The organism is Bacterioplanes sanyensis (genome assembly GCF_014652515.1).
GTDB classification, from domain to species: domain Bacteria; phylum Pseudomonadota; class Gammaproteobacteria; order Pseudomonadales; family Oceanobacteraceae; genus Bacterioplanes; species Bacterioplanes sanyensis.
This window is the reverse complement of record NZ_BMYY01000004.1, coordinates 93,600-110,283: the sequence shown is the minus strand read 5'-3', so window position 1 is coordinate 110,283 and position 16,684 is coordinate 93,600. Positions and strand designations below refer to the sequence as shown.

Annotated in this window: 20 protein-coding genes and 4 tRNA genes; 21 read left to right on the top strand and 3 right to left on the bottom strand. The window is 54.6% G+C overall.

Features of this window, described 5'->3' with window-relative positions:
• Positions 1 to 27: 27 nt before the first annotated feature.
• The 12 genes from ruvA (at position 28) to nadA (ending at position 8,371) form a co-directional block, all read left to right on the top strand.
• Complete coding sequence (ruvA, locus tag IE090_RS07970) at positions 28 to 639, top strand: Holliday junction branch migration protein RuvA (protein WP_189387839.1); 612 nt, start codon at positions 28 to 30, stop codon at positions 637 to 639.
• 2 nt (positions 640 to 641) lie between these two features.
• Entirely contained in the window at positions 642 to 1,685 is a 1,044-nt protein-coding gene (gene ruvB / locus IE090_RS07965) for a Holliday junction branch migration DNA helicase RuvB (protein WP_189387838.1), read from the top strand.
• Positions 1,678 to 2,100: a tol-pal system-associated acyl-CoA thioesterase gene (gene ybgC, locus IE090_RS07960; protein WP_189387837.1), complete on the top strand. Its 423-nt coding sequence runs from the start codon at positions 1,678 to 1,680 to the stop codon at positions 2,098 to 2,100. Before ruvB ends, ybgC begins: the two co-directional genes overlap by 8 nt.
• Positions 2,097 to 2,792, top strand: a complete 696-nt coding sequence (gene tolQ / locus IE090_RS07955; protein WP_229815582.1) for a protein TolQ — start codon at positions 2,097 to 2,099, stop codon at positions 2,790 to 2,792. The genes ybgC and tolQ overlap by 4 nt, the downstream gene beginning before the upstream one ends.
• Positions 2,792 to 3,238, top strand: a complete 447-nt coding sequence (gene tolR / locus IE090_RS07950) for a protein TolR (RefSeq protein ID WP_229815580.1) — start codon at positions 2,792 to 2,794, stop codon at positions 3,236 to 3,238. The genes tolQ and tolR overlap by 1 nt, the downstream gene beginning before the upstream one ends.
• 1 nt (position 3,239) lies before the next feature.
• Positions 3,240 to 4,058, top strand: a complete 819-nt coding sequence (tolA, locus tag IE090_RS07945; RefSeq protein WP_189387836.1) for a cell envelope integrity protein TolA — start codon at positions 3,240 to 3,242, stop codon at positions 4,056 to 4,058.
• Positions 4,052 to 5,332, top strand: coding sequence for a Tol-Pal system beta propeller repeat protein TolB (tolB, locus tag IE090_RS07940; RefSeq protein WP_189387835.1), 1,281 nt, complete (start codon positions 4,052 to 4,054; stop codon positions 5,330 to 5,332). Before tolA ends, tolB begins: the two co-directional genes overlap by 7 nt.
• Before the next feature lie 30 nt (positions 5,333 to 5,362).
• On the top strand, positions 5,363 to 5,902 hold the full coding sequence (gene pal / locus IE090_RS07935) for a peptidoglycan-associated lipoprotein Pal (protein WP_189387834.1): 540 nt from the start codon (positions 5,363 to 5,365) through the stop codon (positions 5,900 to 5,902).
• Entirely contained in the window at positions 5,902 to 6,678 is a 777-nt protein-coding gene (gene ybgF / locus IE090_RS07930; RefSeq protein ID WP_189387833.1) for a tol-pal system protein YbgF, read from the top strand. Before pal ends, ybgF begins: the two co-directional genes overlap by 1 nt.
• Before the next feature lie 291 nt (positions 6,679 to 6,969).
• Positions 6,970 to 7,045: transfer RNA gene (locus tag IE090_RS07925), tRNA-Lys, on the top strand.
• A gap of 72 nt (positions 7,046 to 7,117) precedes the next feature.
• Positions 7,118 to 7,193 (top strand) — tRNA-Lys (locus IE090_RS07920).
• 155 nt (positions 7,194 to 7,348) lie between these two features.
• Complete coding sequence (gene nadA / locus IE090_RS07915) at positions 7,349 to 8,371, top strand: quinolinate synthase NadA (RefSeq protein WP_229815621.1); 1,023 nt, start codon at positions 7,349 to 7,351, stop codon at positions 8,369 to 8,371.
• Positions 8,372 to 8,374: 3 nt separating this feature from the next.
• Here the strand turns inward: nadA and IE090_RS07910 are convergent, their stop codons facing one another.
• Complete coding sequence (locus IE090_RS07910) at positions 8,375 to 9,802, bottom strand: M48 family metalloprotease (protein ID WP_189387831.1); 1,428 nt, start codon at positions 9,800 to 9,802, stop codon at positions 8,375 to 8,377.
• Between the two features lie 224 nt (positions 9,803 to 10,026).
• Between IE090_RS07910 and IE090_RS07905 the strand changes: the two genes are divergently transcribed.
• The 9 genes from IE090_RS07905 (at position 10,027) to bamJ (ending at position 16,325) form a co-directional block, all read left to right on the top strand.
• Positions 10,027 to 10,269, top strand: coding sequence for a sulfurtransferase TusA family protein (locus IE090_RS07905; protein WP_229815578.1), 243 nt, complete (start codon positions 10,027 to 10,029; stop codon positions 10,267 to 10,269).
• A 4-nt stretch (positions 10,270 to 10,273) separates the two neighbouring features.
• Positions 10,274 to 11,347: an AI-2E family transporter gene (locus IE090_RS07900; RefSeq protein ID WP_189387829.1), complete on the top strand. Its 1,074-nt coding sequence runs from the start codon at positions 10,274 to 10,276 to the stop codon at positions 11,345 to 11,347.
• 112 nt (positions 11,348 to 11,459) lie between these two features.
• Positions 11,460 to 12,335 carry a 4-hydroxy-tetrahydrodipicolinate synthase gene (dapA, locus tag IE090_RS07895; protein WP_189387828.1) on the top strand — a complete coding sequence of 292 codons (876 nt, stop codon included), beginning with the start codon at positions 11,460 to 11,462 and terminating at the stop codon, positions 12,333 to 12,335.
• Between the two features lie 4 nt (positions 12,336 to 12,339).
• The gene (gene bamC / locus IE090_RS07890) at positions 12,340 to 12,984 is read left to right on the top strand and encodes an NlpB/DapX family lipoprotein (protein WP_189387827.1); all 645 of its coding nucleotides are present in this window, start codon (positions 12,340 to 12,342) and stop codon (positions 12,982 to 12,984) included.
• Complete coding sequence (locus tag IE090_RS07885; RefSeq protein ID WP_189387826.1) at positions 12,981 to 13,745, top strand: MBL fold metallo-hydrolase; 765 nt, start codon at positions 12,981 to 12,983, stop codon at positions 13,743 to 13,745. The genes bamC and IE090_RS07885 overlap by 4 nt, the downstream gene beginning before the upstream one ends.
• A 38-nt stretch (positions 13,746 to 13,783) precedes the next feature.
• Positions 13,784 to 14,494 carry a phosphoribosylaminoimidazolesuccinocarboxamide synthase gene (gene purC / locus IE090_RS07880; protein WP_189387825.1) on the top strand — a complete coding sequence of 237 codons (711 nt, stop codon included), beginning with the start codon at positions 13,784 to 13,786 and terminating at the stop codon, positions 14,492 to 14,494.
• Positions 14,495 to 14,575: 81 nt separating this feature from the next.
• On the top strand, positions 14,576 to 15,343 hold the full coding sequence (locus IE090_RS07875; RefSeq protein WP_189387824.1) for a TIGR04219 family outer membrane beta-barrel protein: 768 nt from the start codon (positions 14,576 to 14,578) through the stop codon (positions 15,341 to 15,343).
• Between the two features lie 30 nt (positions 15,344 to 15,373).
• A complete protein-coding gene (locus IE090_RS07870) occupies positions 15,374 to 15,580 on the top strand; it encodes a hypothetical protein (RefSeq protein ID WP_189387823.1) in 207 nt (68 codons plus the stop codon).
• Positions 15,581 to 15,614: 34 nt separating this feature from the next.
• Positions 15,615 to 16,325 carry a BamJ family beta-barrel-assembly machinery protein gene (bamJ, locus tag IE090_RS07865; RefSeq protein WP_189387822.1) on the top strand — a complete coding sequence of 237 codons (711 nt, stop codon included), beginning with the start codon at positions 15,615 to 15,617 and terminating at the stop codon, positions 16,323 to 16,325.
• 135 nt (positions 16,326 to 16,460) lie between these two features.
• Here the strand turns inward: bamJ and IE090_RS07860 are convergent.
• Both IE090_RS07860 and IE090_RS07855 read right to left on the bottom strand, forming a co-directional pair.
• Positions 16,461 to 16,537 (bottom strand) — tRNA-Pro (locus tag IE090_RS07860).
• A 9-nt stretch (positions 16,538 to 16,546) separates the two neighbouring features.
• Positions 16,547 to 16,622, bottom strand: a tRNA-Asn gene (locus IE090_RS07855).
• Positions 16,623 to 16,684: the final 62 nt, after the last annotated feature.

Below are 16,684 nucleotides of genomic sequence, written 5' to 3'. Positions count from 1 at the left end.
GTAATCACCGTCGGAACTGCATTCGCCATGATTGGCCGCCTTCAAGGAATTATCATCGAAAAACAAGCGCCAGAGCTGCTGCTGGATGTGCATGGCGTGGGCTATGAAATTCAAGCGCCGCTGTCGACTTTTGTGGCGCTGGGCAAAGTGGGCGAGCCTGCCGTGCTGCATACGCACTTGGCGGTGCGTGAAGACGCGCAGCAGCTGTTTGGCTTCAGCGACCGTGAGCAGCGCACCTTATTTCGCACCCTCATCAAAGTAAGCGGCGTCGGCCCTAAACTGGCATTGGCCATTTTGTCGGGCATGGACGTCAATGCTTTCGCCCAGTGCGTGCATCAAGAAGATGTGGCAGCGCTCACCAAATTGCCGGGTGTGGGCAAAAAAACCGCAGAGCGCTTAATTGTCGAAATGCGCGATCGCTTAAAAGAGTGGCAGGCGCCAGCGCCGCTGTGGGCCGCGGCAGACCATGCCGAGCAAGTGGCTCAGGATCAAGTGTTGGCCGAGGCAGAAACCGCCTTGGTCGCGCTGGGCTATAAGCCGCAGGATGCTGCCAAAATGCTGAATAAAGTGGCTGCCGATGGTCTCAGTGCTGAAGACTTAATTCGTCAGGCGCTGCGCAATACCTTGAGCGGACGTTAGCCATGATTGAAAACGACCGCTTTGTCACCGCTCAACCGATGCCGATGGAAGAGCGTCACGATCGCGCCATTCGACCGACCTCGTTACAAGAGTACGTCGGCCAGCCGGTGGTGCGTGAGCAAATGGAAATCTTTATTGGCGCTGCCAAATCGCGCGCCGAAGCGCTGGATCACACTCTGGTGTTTGGTCCACCTGGCTTGGGCAAAACCACGCTGGCCAATATCATCGCCGCTGAAATGAATGTGTCGCTTAAATCGACGTCTGGACCGGTGCTGGAAAAAGCCGGCGATTTGGCCGCCATGCTCACCAGTTTGGAAGAAGGCGATGTGCTGTTTATCGATGAAATCCATCGTTTAAACCCGGCGGTAGAGGAAGTGCTTTACCCGGCGATGGAGGATTATCAGCTCGACATTATGGTGGGCGAGGGACCGGCGGCGCGCTCGATTAAAATCGATTTGCCCCCCTTTACCTTGGTCGGCGCTACCACTCGCGCTGGCTTATTAACGTCCCCCTTGCGTGATCGCTTCGGCATTGTGCAGCGGCTGGAGTTTTATTCGATACCGGATTTGGCGCACATCGTTCGACGTTCTGGTCGCCTGATGGAGGTCGACGTGGACGACGACGGCGCGGCGGAAATTGCGCGCCGTTCTCGCGGCACGCCGCGTATCGCCAACCGCTTGCTGCGCCGCGTGCGCGATTACGCCCAGGTCAAAGCCGACGGTCAGGTGAATAAAGCCTGCGCCGATGCGGCGCTGGACATGCTCAACGTCGATGCCCAGGGCTTTGATCATATGGACCGGCGTTTATTGCTGACCTTGATGGAAAAGTACGACGGTGGCCCAGTGGGGGTGGATTCCTTGGCCGCCTCGATTGGTGAAGAGCGCGACACCATCGAAGACGTGTTAGAACCCTATTTGATGCAGCAGGGCTACATTGCCCGCACGCCCAGAGGGCGCGTAGCGACGCGATTGGCTTATTTGCATTTTGGCCTGGATGTGCCGGCGCGGTTAAATCCAGACGGCTTGGGAAGTGGCGGCGATGTTTGAGTGGCCACTGCGGGTCTACATCGAAGACACGGATGCAGGCGGCATTGTCTATTACGCCAACTATTTAAAGTTTATGGAGCGAGCGCGCACCGAGTGGCTGCGCCAGCTGGGCTTTGAGCAAGAATCATTGCGCCAGCAAGATTGCTTGTTTGTGGTGCAGTCGCTGCAGCTCGATTATCAGCGCAGTGCGCGCTTGGACGATGAACTGAGCGTCAGTGTGGCGCTAGAGCGCTGTGGGCGTGCCAGCATGGTCATCCATCAGCAAGTAATGCTGGCAGGTGAGGTGTTGTGTCGTGGCCAAGTGCGCATTGCTTGCGTTAATGCTGCCGGTCGTCCACGCAGCTTTCCTAACCCCATTCGTATGGCTTTGGCAGATCAGGCCAGCCAGTTTTTGACCTCTAAGGAGACGATGTGAACGAATCCATGTCGATCATGCACCTGATTGCTCAGGCCAGTATTGTGGTGCAGTTGGTGATGTTAATGCTGTTGGCGGCCTCGGTGGTCAGCTGGGTGATTATCTTTCAGCGCAGTCGCTTGCTGCGCAATGCACGCAGCACGATGAATAAGTTTGAAGATCGCTTCTGGTCTGGCATTGACCTTAATGAGTTGTATCGTGAGTGCCAGCAGCAGCCACAGCATTCGCCGACCGAAAACGTGTTTATGGCGGGCCTGAAAGAGTTCAGTAAGTTACGCCAGCATCACACCACCGACCCAGACGCACTGATGGCCGGCGTGCAGCGTGCCATGCGCATTACCATTACCCGTGAAACCGATCGCTTAGAAAACCACTTGCCGTTTTTGGCGACCGTCGGCTCGACCAGCCCCTATATCGGCTTGTTTGGTACCGTGTGGGGCATCATGCACGCGTTCCAGGGGCTGGCAGCGGTGAAGCAAGCCACCATCGCCACCGTTGCGCCCGGCATTGCCGAGGCCTTGATTGCCACCGCCATGGGCTTGTTGGCCGCCATTCCCGCGGTGATCTTTTATAACCGCTACGCCAATCGTGTCGATCGCCTGTCGACGGCCATGTTTACCTTTGCGGATGAGTTTTCTTCCTTGCTGTACCGCCAGGCCCAAAAAGCACAGCACAGCGGGAAGGGCATCTAATGGAACCGATGTCAGCCTATGCCGCCAAGCGCCGGCCAGTGTCTGAGATCAACGTCGTGCCCTACATCGACGTCATGTTGGTATTGCTGATTATCTTTATGGTGACAGCGCCCATGCTGGTGCAAACCGTGCCGGTAGACCTGCCCGATGTCGATGCTAAACCGACGGAGATTGACCCAGATGACAACACCTTGATCATTGCGGTCGATCAGCAAGGCCAGTATTACATCGAGCGTGAAGAGGACGAGCCGCAAGCCATGTCGCTGGCCAAGGTGCAGGATTACGCCGGCAAGGTGGTGGCGCAAACGCCGGACACGAGAGTCATGGTACGCGGCGATGATCGTGTGCCCTACGGCCGTGTGGTGGCACTCATGGGGGCCTTGCAAGCGGTTGAGATCAATAACATTGGTTTGGTGACCGAAGCACCGGACCCGCAGGCGAACTGATATGCGCCCTGATGGTTATGGCTTGCCTGTGTTCTTGGCGCTTGGTCTGCATGCGTTGGTGGCGCTGGTGTTCGTTATACAGTGGGATCACGGTGAAGTGCGCAAGCCTGAGCCGGTACCGCGCCACATGGTGGCCAATGTCATTCAAGAAGAAAACAAAGCGGTAAAACAGCGCCGCGAACAAGCGCAGGCAGCAAAACAGCGTGCTGAGCGCCAGCGCCAGCAAGCCGCCAAAGCAGCGCAACAGAAGCGCCAGCGACTGGCAGAGCAAAAGCGTCAAGCGGAGCTTAAAGCCCAGCGCGAGCGTGAAAAAAAGGCCGCGCAACAACGTGAGCAGGCACTGGCGGCTAAGCGTGAGCGCGAAGCTCAGCAGCAGCGTCAGCGTGAGCTAGAAAAGCAGCGCAAAGCCGAACAGCAACGTCGCGAACAGCAGTTGGCAGAAGAACAGGCCCTGTTAGAGCAGCGTCAGCGTGAGCAGGAGCTGCAGCGCCAGTTGGACGCAGAAGCCGCGGCGGAGGCGGCTGCGCGCACGGCGGCAACCCATATTGATATGATTCGCTCGCGCATTGAATCGCTGTGGCGCTACCCGCCGGCGGTAGAGAAAAGCCAGCAGGTGAGTGTGCGTCTAATCCTAGTGCCCACGGGCGAGGTGGTGCAGGTACAAGTGGTGCGCAGCAGTGGTAATCAGGCGTTGGATCGTTCCGTTGAGCAGGCGGTGCGTCGCGCCTCACCTTTGCCAGTGCCCGACGATATACAGCTATTTGAGCGTCAATTTCGGACGCTGACCATGAACTTTCGACCGGAGAATGCAATGTGGTAGTACGTGTGTTTTGCCTCGCTTTGTTGCTGATCAGCAGCGTGGTACGAGCCGATTTGGTGATCGAGATTACTCAAGGCAAGCAGTCGGCGATGCCGATTGCCGTGGTGCCTTTTGCCTGGCAGGGCGAGGGGCGTTTGCCTGAGGATGTGTCGGCCATCATTACCAGTGATTTAGAGCACAGTGGCTATTTTCGTACCTTGCCGGCCGTGGGCATGATTTCACAGCCGCATACCCTGGAGCAGGTCAATTACGCTGACTGGAGCGCCCTGCAGCAGGACTATGTGGTGATCGGCCGCATTTGGCCGAATGGCGCTGAGTACATGGCGGAGTTTCAGGTGTTGGATGTGCATTCGCGCATTGAGCTGCTACGTCATCAGGTGCGCGGCCAGCCGGGCCAATTACGTGACATGGCACATTACATCAGTGACTTTATATTCGAGCGGCTCACCGGTGTGCCGGGTGTGTTCTCCACCAAGTTGGTATATGTCACCACCAACCGCGAGCGTACTCGCTTTAACTTAAATTATGCCGACGCCGACGGCGCGCGCGAGCAAGTGATTTACAGCTCCAAGCATCCGATTATCTCACCTGCTTGGTCGCCTGATGGTCAAACCGTTGCCTATGTATCCTTCGAAAATGGCCGCAGTGAAATTTATTTTCAGCATTTAAGCAGTGGTCGTCGTGAAAAAGTCGCGGCATTTAAAGGCTCGAACAGTGCGCCGGCGTTTTCACCGGATGGTAAAAAACTGGCGTTTGTGCGCTCGCAGCTCGGCAACCCAGATGTGTATGTACTCGATTTAGAAAGTCGGAATTTAACCCGCCTAACGCGTCATTACAGCATTGATACCGAGCCACAGTGGATGCCTAACGGTCGCGATATTCTCTTTACTTCCAGCCGTGCGGGGGGGCCGCAAATATATAAAATCGACACAGTCGACAAAGAGGTTGAGCGAGTCACCTTTGAAGGCAACTACAATGCGCGGGCACGAATCACGGCAGATGGGCGTAAAATGGTGTATGTTCATCAGTCAAATGGCCGGTTTCACATTGCTGCGCAGGACGTAGAAAGTGGCCTAGTTCATATTCTGACATCAGAGACTGAGCTGGACGAATCGCCTAGTGTTGCGCCTAACGGAAGTATGGTAGTTTATGCCGCAAGTGAAGCGGATCGCAGTATTCTTGCGGCGGTATCGGTCGATGGTGAGGTGAAATTTCGCCTACCGTCGAAGTTCGGCGACGTCAGGGAACCTGCTTGGTCACCCATTTTTAAATAAAACACACTAACCTTAACTGGGAAGACGGTTATGCAAAAAACTGCACTTTACAAGGCGTTAGGACTGACCCTGGGCGCCCTTCTGATTTCAGCTTGCTCCAGCACGGGCGAAGTAAGCGAAGGCAGCGGCAGCTCAGATCCTGTAGCAACAGAGAGTCAGACAGACGGCACCACTGCGGTTGATAACAACACAGTAAGCGGCAAAGACATGGAAGCTGAAGCAGAAGCCGCTGCACTGCGCGAGCAAACTGTATTCTACTTCGACTTCGATCAGAGCACGTTAAAAGCCGACGGCAAGCCTTCTTTGATGGCGCACGCGGCGTATCTGAAAAACAACCCGGCAACTCGCGTTGTACTGGAAGGCCATGCCGATGAGCGCGGTACCGTCGAGTACAACCTGGCTCTGGGTGAGCGTCGTGCTATGACAGTGCGTCGTTTCCTGATGGCCAATGGCGCCGCTGCCAACCAGTTGGAAGTGGTTAGCTTTGGTGAAGAGCGTCCAGCGGTGATGGGTAGCAATGAAGCTAGCTACGCTAAAAACCGTCGCGTTGAAGTGAAATATCAACGCTAATGACGATGAAGTATCTGCTGCTGTCCACTTTGGTTGCCAGTGCCCCTGTGTTGGCAGATGAATGGGTTTCCGTTGGTGAGCAGATACCGACGGCGCCGGTCGCTAAGCCGGCATCGTCTCAGCCTGCGCCGGTGCCTCAAAGTGCACCGGTGGCTGGCAATCAGGCGGATTTGCTGACTGAGCTGATCATGCAAGTGGAGCAGATGCAGCAAGAAATTGCCTATTTGCGCAGTCAGGTAGAAACGCAAGAGCGACAAATCAGTTCGCTGCAGCAATCTGGTCAGCAGCGCTATCTGGATTTGGACCGCCGTGTCTCCTTGCTGATGCAGCAGACGCCGGCATCGGTCACAAACACCACCGTTGCTCCCCCCGAGGTCGATGGCTCCAAAGCGCCGCAGTTAAGTGCCGAGCAGAGCTACAAAAAAGCCATGATGCTGGTGCGTAATAAAGAGTTTGAGCAGGCGCAGCAAGCCTTTGCTGATTTTATTCGCCTGTACCCGCAAGATGAGTTGATTGCCAATGCCTGGTATTGGTCCGGCGAGGTGGCGTTGGTAGAAGGGCAGCAGTCCAAGGCGCTGGAGCGCTTTAAAGTCGTCATTGATCAGTTTCCTGAGCACAGCAAGGCGGCGGATGCGAGCTATAAGTATGCCGTAACCCTGCACAAGCTTGGCCGTACGGACGAAGCACGTCAGTGGTTGGAAAAGGTCATTCGTACGTATTCAGGCAAAGCGGAAGCCACGGTGCAGCTGGCACGCTCTTACCTGCAAACGCTGTAAGTTATGTATGCCAGCGGCAAGCGCTGGCATTAGTGTTCTCTGTTTCTCTGTTTCTCTGTTTCTCTGTTTCTCTGTTTCTCTGTTTCTCTGTTTCTCTGTTTCTCTGTTTCTCTGTTTCTCTGTTTCTCTGTTTCTCTGTTTCTCTGTTTCTCTGTTTCTCTTCCCGCAAGCACGCGGCAGTTTGTGCTGGTTAAACCGTGCTGCAGCTGTAAGTGCATAAAAAATTTAAACTTTTTTCATCAAAGGGGTTGTGCACCAGAAAATTATCAGTATTATACGCACCTCCTCTGGGGGTCGTTAGCTCAGTTGGTAGAGCAGTTGGCTTTTAACCAATTGGTCGCTGGTTCGAATCCAGCACGACCCACCACCAACTACCAGAGGTAAGTTGTTGAAAAAGCTTGACTTTTTAGAAACGAAAGTTAAAATGCACAGCAACTAAGGGTCGTTAGCTCAGTTGGTAGAGCAGTTGGCTTTTAACCAATTGGTCGCTGGTTCGAATCCAGCACGACCCACCACTTATTCCCAAAAAGGGGAGAAAGGAAACTTTCTCCCCTTTTTTTGTGCCTGACGTTCAGGGTTTTATGCTGGCCTCGCTCCACGTGGGGCTGTGTTAGAATGCCGCCAGCTGATGTGAGAGGCGTTGTAGTTTATGTCATCCACCATTTCTGAAATGGATCGTTCGCGCGAAATCATTCGTGATTTTTGGTCTAGCCCGGCCCCAGCTTTGAGTGCTGAAGAGCAGCAGGCATTAGAGCAAGAAATCTGTGACTTATTGGTGGCGCAAGATGCCGCCATCGTGGCGCACTATTACACCGCGCCGGAGATCCAGGCACTGGCTGAGCGCAGTGGCGGTTGTGTGTCTGACTCGCTGGAGATGGCGCGTTTTGGGCGCGATCACAAAGCCAGCACGCTGCTGGTGGCCGGTGTGCGCTTTATGGGCGAGACGGCCAAAATTCTGAGCCCAGAAAAGCGTATTTTGATGCCCACATTAGAGGCGACGTGCTCACTGGACTTAGGTTGCCCGATTGATGAGTTCTCGGCCTTTTGCGATCAGCACCCTGAGCGCGAAGTGGTGGTCTATGCCAACACCTCGGCAGCGGTCAAAGCGCGAGCCGATTGGGTAGTGACATCGAGCATCGCATTGGACGTAGTGCGCTATTTAAAAGCCGAAGGCAAACAGCTGATTTGGGCACCCGATCGCCATTTGGGCAATTACATCCAGCGAGAAACCGGCGCAGACATGATTCTGTGGGACAGTGAATGCATTGTTCATGACGAATTTAAAGCGAAGGCGCTGGAAGATCTGAAAAAAGTGCATCCCCATGCCGCTATTTTGGTGCACCCAGAGAGTCCGCAGGCGGTGGTGGAAATGGCCGATGTGGTCGGCTCGACCAGCCAGTTGATTGCCGCAGCCGAGCGTTTAGAGACCGATACCTTGATCGTGGCGACGGACAAGGCCATTTTCTACAAAATGCAGCAAGCAGCCCCCGATAAGACTTTGATCGAGGCGCCAACGGCGGGCAATGGCGCGACTTGTCGCAGCTGTGCTCATTGCCCGTGGATGGGCATGAATGCCTTGCAGAACATTCGCGATGCCTTGCGCGATGGCCGCCCAGAAATCCTAGTGGACGAAGAGATTCGCCAGCAGGCAGAAGTCAGTCTGGGCCGTATGCTGACCTTCAAGGCCCGTTAGTGATTATAAGCGTGTGGCCGCTGCAGCCATGCGCTTCATGCGACTTTCCAGCGCTGCCTGGCGCTGGAAATCCCCCTCCTTGCGTGCGGCGCTGATGGCCAGTTCCATTTGTCGCAAAGCACGCGCTTGATCCCCGCGTAAAAATAACCTTTCAGCACCGGCATAGTGGGCGGTAATCTTCTCGCCGGCATTCCCTGCCGCTTGCTGCAGGCCGCGCCAAACCTCTGGGTCGCTGGGCCAGCGCTCGGTTTGCTGGCGCCAGCTCTGCAGCGCTTGTGCGTGTTGGCCGGCACGCATTTGCTGCTGCGCTAAAGCGGTGAGCAGGACTCGGCTATCGGGCTCTATGGTGAGTGCTTGTCGCAGTTTGGGTAGCGCTGTTTCAACGTCGATTAACTCGGCTTCTAAGGCCAGCACCGCTGCATGCTGGCGACGGCTTTGGGGCAGGGTTTGCAGTGTGCTCAGTGCGGCGTCGCTGTGGCCTTGTTGGTGTTGAGTGTGTGCCAGCTTTACCGTTAGGGCGGCATGCCAGTCTTGGCCTTTGCTTTGCTCAAGCTCACTGCGCAGAGCGCTGATCTTGTCGTTGCCGCGGTAATAGCGCCATTCTGCGTCAGCTTTCAGCAGCAAAAAATCGAAGCGAGTGGTGCGCGGTCTTTTGGGGTAGTTGTCGGCACGGCCGGCGGCGTCGGCAATACGGAACTGGGTTACCGGGTGGGTTAATAAAAACTCCGGTGGCCTTTGACTGAATCGGCTGGCGCGCTGCATTTGCTCAAACATGCTGGGCATGGCGTGTGGATCCAGGCCGGCGGCTGCTAAGGTGCGCATCCCTAAGCGATCGGCCTCGCGCTCCCACTCTCGGCTGTAGGCCAACTGTTCTTGAATGCTGGCGGCTTGGGTCGACATTAAACCAGCAAAGCCTGCATCTGGGTTGTTGCTGGCAATCAGCAAAATACTGGCGAGTAACGTGGCAATGGCGATGGGTTGCTGCTTTTGCGATTGCTCGATGCGCCGGGCGAAGTGGCGCTGGCTGAGGTGTGCCAGCTCGTGCGCTAAAACCGCGGCCAGTTCGTCTTCGTCGCGGGTGTGCAGGAGTAATCCATAGTTGATGCCAATGATGCCACCGGGCACGGCAAAGGCGTTAAGCTGTGGCTGGTCAACCACGACGAACTCTAAGTCGGTTTGGCGTACTTCGCTGAAGGGCACCAGTTGGTAGACCAAGTTTTCGATGTATTGCTTGGCCAGTGGCGATTCGATCAAGGGGGCTTCGCGTCGCAGTTGACGTAACCAAGTCCGCCCCATTTGGTGCTCCTGTTGCAGCGACACAATGCCCGAAGTGCCGTCACCCAGTTCAGGCAGTTCATTGCTGGCAGTCTGAGCGACGCCGGTGGTTGCAGTCAGCCAGATCAGCCCGGTCAGAAAAGTGTGGCGCAACAAAATGATATCCTGTGGTGTGTTTATTCATTCATGGTCAGTGCCGCGTTAAGGCAATGCCGCGGCAATCTGACCGCAGTGGCCGGTTAAATATCCCTGCCAGGTGCTGGAGCTGGGCTGGCGGTGACTGTCGATAGCCTGAGCGGTCGGCATCCGTATAATAAGCGCTCGGTTGGCCTTCTACGGCTGGCCGACCCAATTAATCAGTTTCGCAGAAGGTGTTATCCGTGTCGAACGAGCTACCTTACGATCAGCGTTTGCAGGCCGATGGTTTGGCCTGTCCCATGCCCTTGTTAAAGGCCAAGTTGGCGTTGAAGTCATTGGCCGAAGGGCAAGTGCTCTGGGTGTCTGCGACCGATTCAGGTTCTTGGCAGGACTTACACACCTTTGCTGATTTGACGGCACATACCCTGCTGGCGGCGGAGCAGCGCGATGGTGTTTACCACTACTGGATTCGCAAGGGAGCGTAGCGTCATGTTCAATGTCGTACGGAGCTGGATAGATCGTTATTTTTCCAATGAAGAAGCGCTGCTGCTGCTGCTACTGATCGCCGCCTTGCTGGTCGTCGTGGTGTCTTTTGGGCAGGTGTTGGCACCGTTTTTAACTGCTTTGGTGATTGCCTACTTACTACAAGGCACCATGAAAGTGTGTAAGCGTTGGGGCATGAGTCATTTGCTGGCAACGGTGCTGGTATTTTCGCTGTTTGTTGGCTCGCTGGTTGGGATTTTATTTTTCTTACTGCCAGCAGTGTGGCAGCAAACGTCGCAGTTTTTTTATGAGTTGCCGCGTATGGCCAAAGAGGGGCAAACGTTGCTGCTGCACTTGCCTGAGCGCTTCCCTGAGTTGGTAACGGAAGAGCAGGTTCGCCAATGGAGTAAGCAGATCGGTGATGAACTGGCACAGTTGGGGCAGTTGGCGGTGAGCTTCTCTATCTCTGGTATCACGGGCGTGATGGCGGTGTTGATTTACTGCGTGTTGGTGCCCATTTTGGTGTTCTTTTTATTAAAAGACTCTGAGCAAATCGTACGCTGGTTTACCTCTTTTTTGCCTAATCGGCGTTCGCTTCTGGATCGCGTTTGGCATGAAATGGATGAGCAAATTGCCAATTACGTGCGCGGCAAAGCGGTAGAAATTGTCATCGTGGGGGCGGTGACCTATGCCGCCTTTGTTTGGTTGGGGCTCAATTATGCCGCGCTGTTGGCCATTGCTGTCGGCTTTTCGGTGCTGGTACCTTACATTGGGGCTGCGGTGGTGACGGTACCGATCGCCTTGGTTGGCTACATCCAGTTTGGGTTGGGTAACGATTTTCTGTGGCTGATGGTGATTTACGGCATTATTCAAGCTCTAGATGGCAATGTGCTCGTGCCGCTGCTGTTTTCTGAGGTGGTAAACCTGCATCCGGTGGCCATTATCTTGGCGGTGTTGGTGTTTGGCGGTTTATGGGGCTTTTGGGGGGTGTTTTTCGCTATTCCGTTGGCCACGCTTTTTAATGCTGTGGTTCAGGCTTGGCCAGAGCAGCATCAGGACTTGTCTGAAGGCAAGGAGTAGCCGTTGGCGTCTCTTGTCAGCGTTTCGCCGCACCAGTAGACTTGCGCCTTTATTCTGTCGTGGCAATGTCGGCCTTTTCCGCCACGACCGTCTTTTCAGGAGTAGCAGTTAAATGATTACCGGCAGTATTGTTGCGCTGGTTACCCCGATGCACCCGGATGGCCAGGTGGATTGGGAGAGCCTCGACCAGTTGGTGGAATTTCACGTTAGCCAGGGGACCGATGCCATTGTGGCCGTGGGTACCACGGGTGAATCCACCACTCTGCACACCCAAGAGCACTGTGATGTGGTGGAGCGCGTTGTTAAAAAGGTCGCGGGCCGTCGTCCGGTGATCGCCGGTACTGGTTCTAACTCCACCAGTGAAGCCATTGAACTGACACAAGAAGCCAAACGCGCCGGGGCCGATGCCTGTTTGCTGGTGTCACCCTATTACAACCGCCCACCGCAGCGCGGCATTATCCGCCATCACGAAGCCATCGCGGCGGCGGCAGATATCCCACAAATTTTGTACAACGTACCTGGCCGCACCGCCAGTGATGTGGCGGTTGATACCGTGGCGGCGCTGGCGGATGTTGAGCAAATCGTTGGCATTAAAGACGCAACCGGTGATTTGCAGCGCGCGCGCGAGCTGATTGAGCGTGTGGGCGATCGCATGGCGATTTACTCCGGTGAAGATGCCAACGCTTACGAGCTGATTCTGTTGGGCGGTCAGGGCAATATCTCAGTAACGGCCAACGTCGCCCCTAAAATGATGCACCAGCTCTGTATGCTGGCACTGGATGGCAAGGCCGATGAGGCGAAAGAGCTGAACGACCGCCTGATGCCGCTGCATCGAGCCTTGTTTGTGGAAGCCAATCCGGTGCCGGTGAAGTGGGCATTGGCGCGCATGGGCAAAATGCCTTCTGGCATTCGTTTGCCGTTAGTGGAGCTGGACGAACGTTATCAGCCCAAGTTAGAACTGGCGTTGGCCAACCTAGGGTTGCTCTAATATCATGCGATTAGCGCTTATTCTTCCCGTTTTTTTACTCGGTGGTTGCAGCTTGCTGGGCAGCGTTGTGAATGACCGCAGTGAGGGCTATTTAACTGCCGAGCCCATTGCTGATACTCAAGTGCCGGAGGGTATGGCGCCCTTAGCGACCCAACCGGCCTATTCGATTCCCGCATTGCCAGTTAAGCCCGAAAGACCCACCAGCTTTGAGGTGCCAAGGCCGGCTCCTTTGCTGGAAGAGTCAACCAACGACAGCGCCAGCTTGGCACAATATCAGGCAGCGGATGTGAATCCGCGCTTGGATCGCGACGGGGCTGGCACGCTGATTTTGCGGCTTGATATCGGTTACGCCCAATCTTGGGCAGAAGTGACCGAGGCGCTGGCCGCGAGCGACTTAAAGCTGCTCGACTTAAACCGCAGTACCGGCACTTATTTTCTGGAAATCGTACCGCCGGCTGATGCGCAAGAGCAGGGCTTTTGGGCATCGCTGTTTGGCCCAGACGAGCCAGAGCCGCAGGTGTACTGGCTAAAAATGAACCGTGCGCACAGTGGCGTTTATCTTTCCTTGTTAACGGAAAGCGACGCTTTGGCTGAGGCCGATCTGACCGAGTCTGTGCTGACTGAGATACTGCGTCAGCTGGAATCGTGAGGTATTGCTCGTTAGGCAGTGGCAGTCGAGGCAATGCCACGCTGGTGGTAGAACAGCAGCACGCATTGCTTATCGATTGCGGTTTTAGCCGTAAAAATATTTTGCAGCGTTTGCAGCAAGCTGAGCTGCCAGTTGAGCAGTTGCAAGGTGTGCTGGTGACTCATGAGCACAGCGATCACGCCAAGGGGGTGCAGTCGCTGTGCGAGGCGTTGGACATTCCGTTTTACAGCTCCCACGGCACGGCCCGTAAAATGCAGTGGCAGCAGCATGCCTTGTGGCGTTGTATTCGCGGTGATGAGAGCGTGACGATCGCTGGTATGCAGGTGATGCCAGTGGTGGTGCCGCACGATGCGCAAGAGCCGCTGCAATTTGTCGTGCGTGGCCGGCGTGATCATTGTCTTGGCGTATTGTCTGACCTAGGAAGTTTGACCCCGCATGTGGTGCATCGGTATCGCCGCTGTCACGGTCTGCAGGTAGAGGCCAATCATGATCCGCAGATGTTGCAGCGCGGGCCGTATCCGCCGGCGTTGCGAGCACGCGTCGCTGGGCAGTTCGGTCACTTAAGCAATCAACAATGTGCTGAGTTGCTGCAGCGCGTGCGCTGGTCGGGGCTGCAGTCAGTGACTGCGGGTCATATCAGTGAAAAAAACAACGACGAGCAATTGGTGCGTCAGGCGTTAGCGCCGGCCATGGCTTGTCAGCCCGAAGACGTACAGTTATTGCGCCAGGACGAAGTGTCTCCTTGGCAGCAATTGAACTGAGCTGGGCCTACGAACAAAAGTTATCTTTGGAGAACCCCATGGAAAAGCGTGAACTGTTGTACTCTGGCAAAGCTAAGTCGGTGTATACCACTGACGACAGCGATTTGATGGTGCTGGAATTTCGCAACGATACGTCAGCCTTTGACGGTAAAAAGGTCGAGCAGCTGGATCAAAAAGGGCTGGTAAACAACAAGTTCAATGCTTTTGTCATGCAGGCATTGGCTGATGCCGGCATTCCTACGCATTTTGAGCGCTTGTTGTCGGACACCGAGTCTTTGGTAAAGCGCCTAGACATGATTCCATTAGAATGCGTGGTGCGTAATGTTGCTGCAGGCAGCCTGTGCCGCCGCTTGGGGGTCGAAGAAGGCATCGAGTTAATGCCACCGACGTTTGAGTTGTTTTTGAAAAATGACGAGCTTGGCGACCCGATGGTCAACGAGTTTCACGCGCGCTCGTTTGGTTGGGCGGAAGAGGCACATATAGAGCGCATGAAGGAATTAACCTTTCAAGTGAACAGTGTGTTAAAAGACTTGTTCGAGCAAGGCGGCATGCTGCTGGTTGATTACAAATTGGAGTTTGGTTTATTCCGTGGTGAAGTGGTATTGGGCGATGAATTCTCTCCCGATGGCTGCCGTTTGTGGGATGCGGATACCCGCGAAAAACTGGATAAAGACCGTTTCCGCCAAGGGTTGGGCGGTGTCGTCGAATCCTATATGGAAGTCGGTCGCCGAATTGGCGTAACATTCTAAATCGCCTATCCATGACGCCGGCACTTGCCGGCGTTTTTGTGTGAGAAGGTGTTTTCCGTAATTAAGGAACAGGAAGGCAACATGCAACGTACATTATCCTGGATTTCAGCGGCGGCATTGGCTTTGTCTGTCGCGGCGCCAACACAGGCCGATTTGCTGTTTACTGTCGGTGCCAAGGCCAGCGTTTGGAATGCTGGCGCCAAAGGTGATTTGGATCGCGATGTTTCGGTTGAAAGCGAAGGCCTGGATTTAGAAGACAATACCGGTAATCAAATCACGTTGTTTTTCGAACACCCAGTGCCTGTGTTGCCTCACGTTGAACTTAAACGGACGGCGCTGGAGATCTCCGGTGATGGTCGCTTAAATACTGAGTTTGCAGGTCAGTCGTATACAGGCGATACACAAACGGATTTTGATCTGGGCCATCAGGATTTAACTCTGTATTGGGGCTTGCCGCTGCCGTTGCCTTATGTCGATATTTATTTGGGTGCTACTGCCCGACAGTTCGACGGCAGTGCTGTGGTGAAAGGCAGTTATGAGGGCAACAGTGTCAGTGAAGAGGTGGATTTAGATCTGACCTTGCCATTGGCTTATGGGGCTGTAAAAGTCAACACGCCATTCGGCCTGTATGCCGGTGCTGATATGCGTTATGTTGGCTTAGGTGATAACCAGTTGACCGATATCAGTTATGGTCTGGGCTATGATTTGCCCGTCCCTGTGGTGGATGTTGGTTTAGAGGCTGGTTATCGCCGCTTGGCGCTGCAAACCGACCCAGATGATGTGGATATTGAAGCCGATGTAAACGTCTCGGGTGTGTATGTGGGTGCCTCCTTTGCGGTGGGTTTTTAACCGCTGTTTTTTGCGACATGGATTGGGCGTGTGATGAAATATTTGCTGTTATTCGTGGTCTTGGGTCTGGTGGGGTGCGGTAATGGTCAGTTTGCTGATATTGCTGATAAAGAGCTGCGCCAGCGAGATTACCGCTGCAAAATGATGGCAAATCCATCCACTGCCGAAATTCAAGTGTGCAAAAATATTCGGCGCGAGTGTGAACGGCGAGCCGCAGCAGGTAATTACGCGTGCTGAACCCCCTTTAATTTATAACAAGCAAGGAAATACCATGATGTTTAAGAAAACTGCACCGGCTGTCTTGCTGGGCGCTGCATTGCTGGCCGGCTGTGGTCAAGAGAAGGCGGCAGAAGTAAAACTGGAAAATCACGTTGATCAGGCCAGCTACGGTGTTGGCTTGCAGTTTGGTCGTCAGTTGGCCGGTGAAAAACTGGAATTGAACACCGACGCTTTGGTGGCCGGTTTGCGTGACGCCATGAGCGAAACGGAAGCGCGCATTGATGAAGAAACCATCGAAGCGGCCTTCGCTAAGATGCGCGAAGAGCATGTGCGTAAGCAAGAAGCGCTTAATGATGAAATGGCGAAGAAAAGCGAAGAATTTTTAGCTGAAAATGCCAAGCGTGACGAAGTCGTGGTGCTGGAGTCTGGCTTGCAATATGAAATTCTGACCGACGGTGGCGACGGTGCCATGCCAGCAGCAACCGACACGGTAAAAGTACATTACCATGGCACGCTGACCGACGGCACTGTGTTTGACAGCTCGGTTGATCGCGGCGAGCCTGCTCAGTTCCCGCTTAATATGGTCATCAAAGGCTGGACAGAAGGTCTGCAGCTAATGTCGCCAGGTGACAAGTGGAAGTTCTATGTGCCGGCCGATCTGGCTTACGGCGCGCGTAGCCCAAGCCCGCAAATTCCGGCTAACTCAGCGCTGGTGTTTGAAGTGGAGCTGCTGGAAATCGTGGCAGACGAAGAGCAAGGCTAAGCACAAGCAGTGTGAGACTCTAGGCGTTCGTTGCTTGCAACGGGCGCTTTTTTATGGCGCAAAAATAGAAAAAACAGCGCTATCGCAAGCAGAGAATAAAATAAATTTAAATAAAGGAGGAGGTCTTAAAAGAAGTGGTCGGGGTAGAGAGATTCGAACTCCCGACATCCTGGTCCCAAACCAGGCGCGCTACCAGACTGCGCTATACCCCGAAGGTTGAGTGGCTCCCCGAGCTGGACTTGAACCAGCGACCAATAGATTAACAGTCTACTGCTCTACCGACTGAGCTATCGGGGAATGTCTCTCAACAACGGGGCGTATGTTACGCCCCAGTTGTCTTTGCGTCAACACTTTTTTTA

What these genes read in the sequence shown, in the direction of transcription:
- tolR (WP_229815580.1), top strand. Translation starts at nt 2,792, where the DNA reads ATGGAACCGATGTCAGCCTATGCCGCCAAGCGCCGGCCAGTGTCTGAG.
- ybgF (WP_189387833.1), top strand. Translation starts at nt 5,902, where the DNA reads ATGACGATGAAGTATCTGCTGCTGTCCACTTTGGTTGCCAGTGCCCCT.
- ruvB (WP_189387838.1), top strand. Translation starts at nt 642, where the DNA reads ATGATTGAAAACGACCGCTTTGTCACCGCTCAACCGATGCCGATGGAA.
- purC (WP_189387825.1), top strand. Translation starts at nt 13,784, where the DNA reads ATGGAAAAGCGTGAACTGTTGTACTCTGGCAAAGCTAAGTCGGTGTAT.
- bamC (WP_189387827.1), top strand. Translation starts at nt 12,340, where the DNA reads ATGCGATTAGCGCTTATTCTTCCCGTTTTTTTACTCGGTGGTTGCAGC.
- pal (WP_189387834.1), top strand. Translation starts at nt 5,363, where the DNA reads ATGCAAAAAACTGCACTTTACAAGGCGTTAGGACTGACCCTGGGCGCC.
- ybgC (WP_189387837.1), top strand. Translation starts at nt 1,678, where the DNA reads ATGTTTGAGTGGCCACTGCGGGTCTACATCGAAGACACGGATGCAGGC.
- nadA (WP_229815621.1), top strand. Translation starts at nt 7,349, where the DNA reads ATGGATCGTTCGCGCGAAATCATTCGTGATTTTTGGTCTAGCCCGGCC.
- ruvA (WP_189387839.1), top strand. Translation starts at nt 28, where the DNA reads ATGATTGGCCGCCTTCAAGGAATTATCATCGAAAAACAAGCGCCAGAG.
- bamJ (WP_189387822.1), top strand. Translation starts at nt 15,615, where the DNA reads ATGATGTTTAAGAAAACTGCACCGGCTGTCTTGCTGGGCGCTGCATTG.
- IE090_RS07900 (WP_189387829.1), top strand. Translation starts at nt 10,274, where the DNA reads ATGTTCAATGTCGTACGGAGCTGGATAGATCGTTATTTTTCCAATGAA.
- dapA (WP_189387828.1), top strand. Translation starts at nt 11,460, where the DNA reads ATGATTACCGGCAGTATTGTTGCGCTGGTTACCCCGATGCACCCGGAT.
- tolA (WP_189387836.1), top strand. Translation starts at nt 3,240, where the DNA reads ATGCGCCCTGATGGTTATGGCTTGCCTGTGTTCTTGGCGCTTGGTCTG.
- IE090_RS07875 (WP_189387824.1), top strand. Translation starts at nt 14,576, where the DNA reads ATGCAACGTACATTATCCTGGATTTCAGCGGCGGCATTGGCTTTGTCT.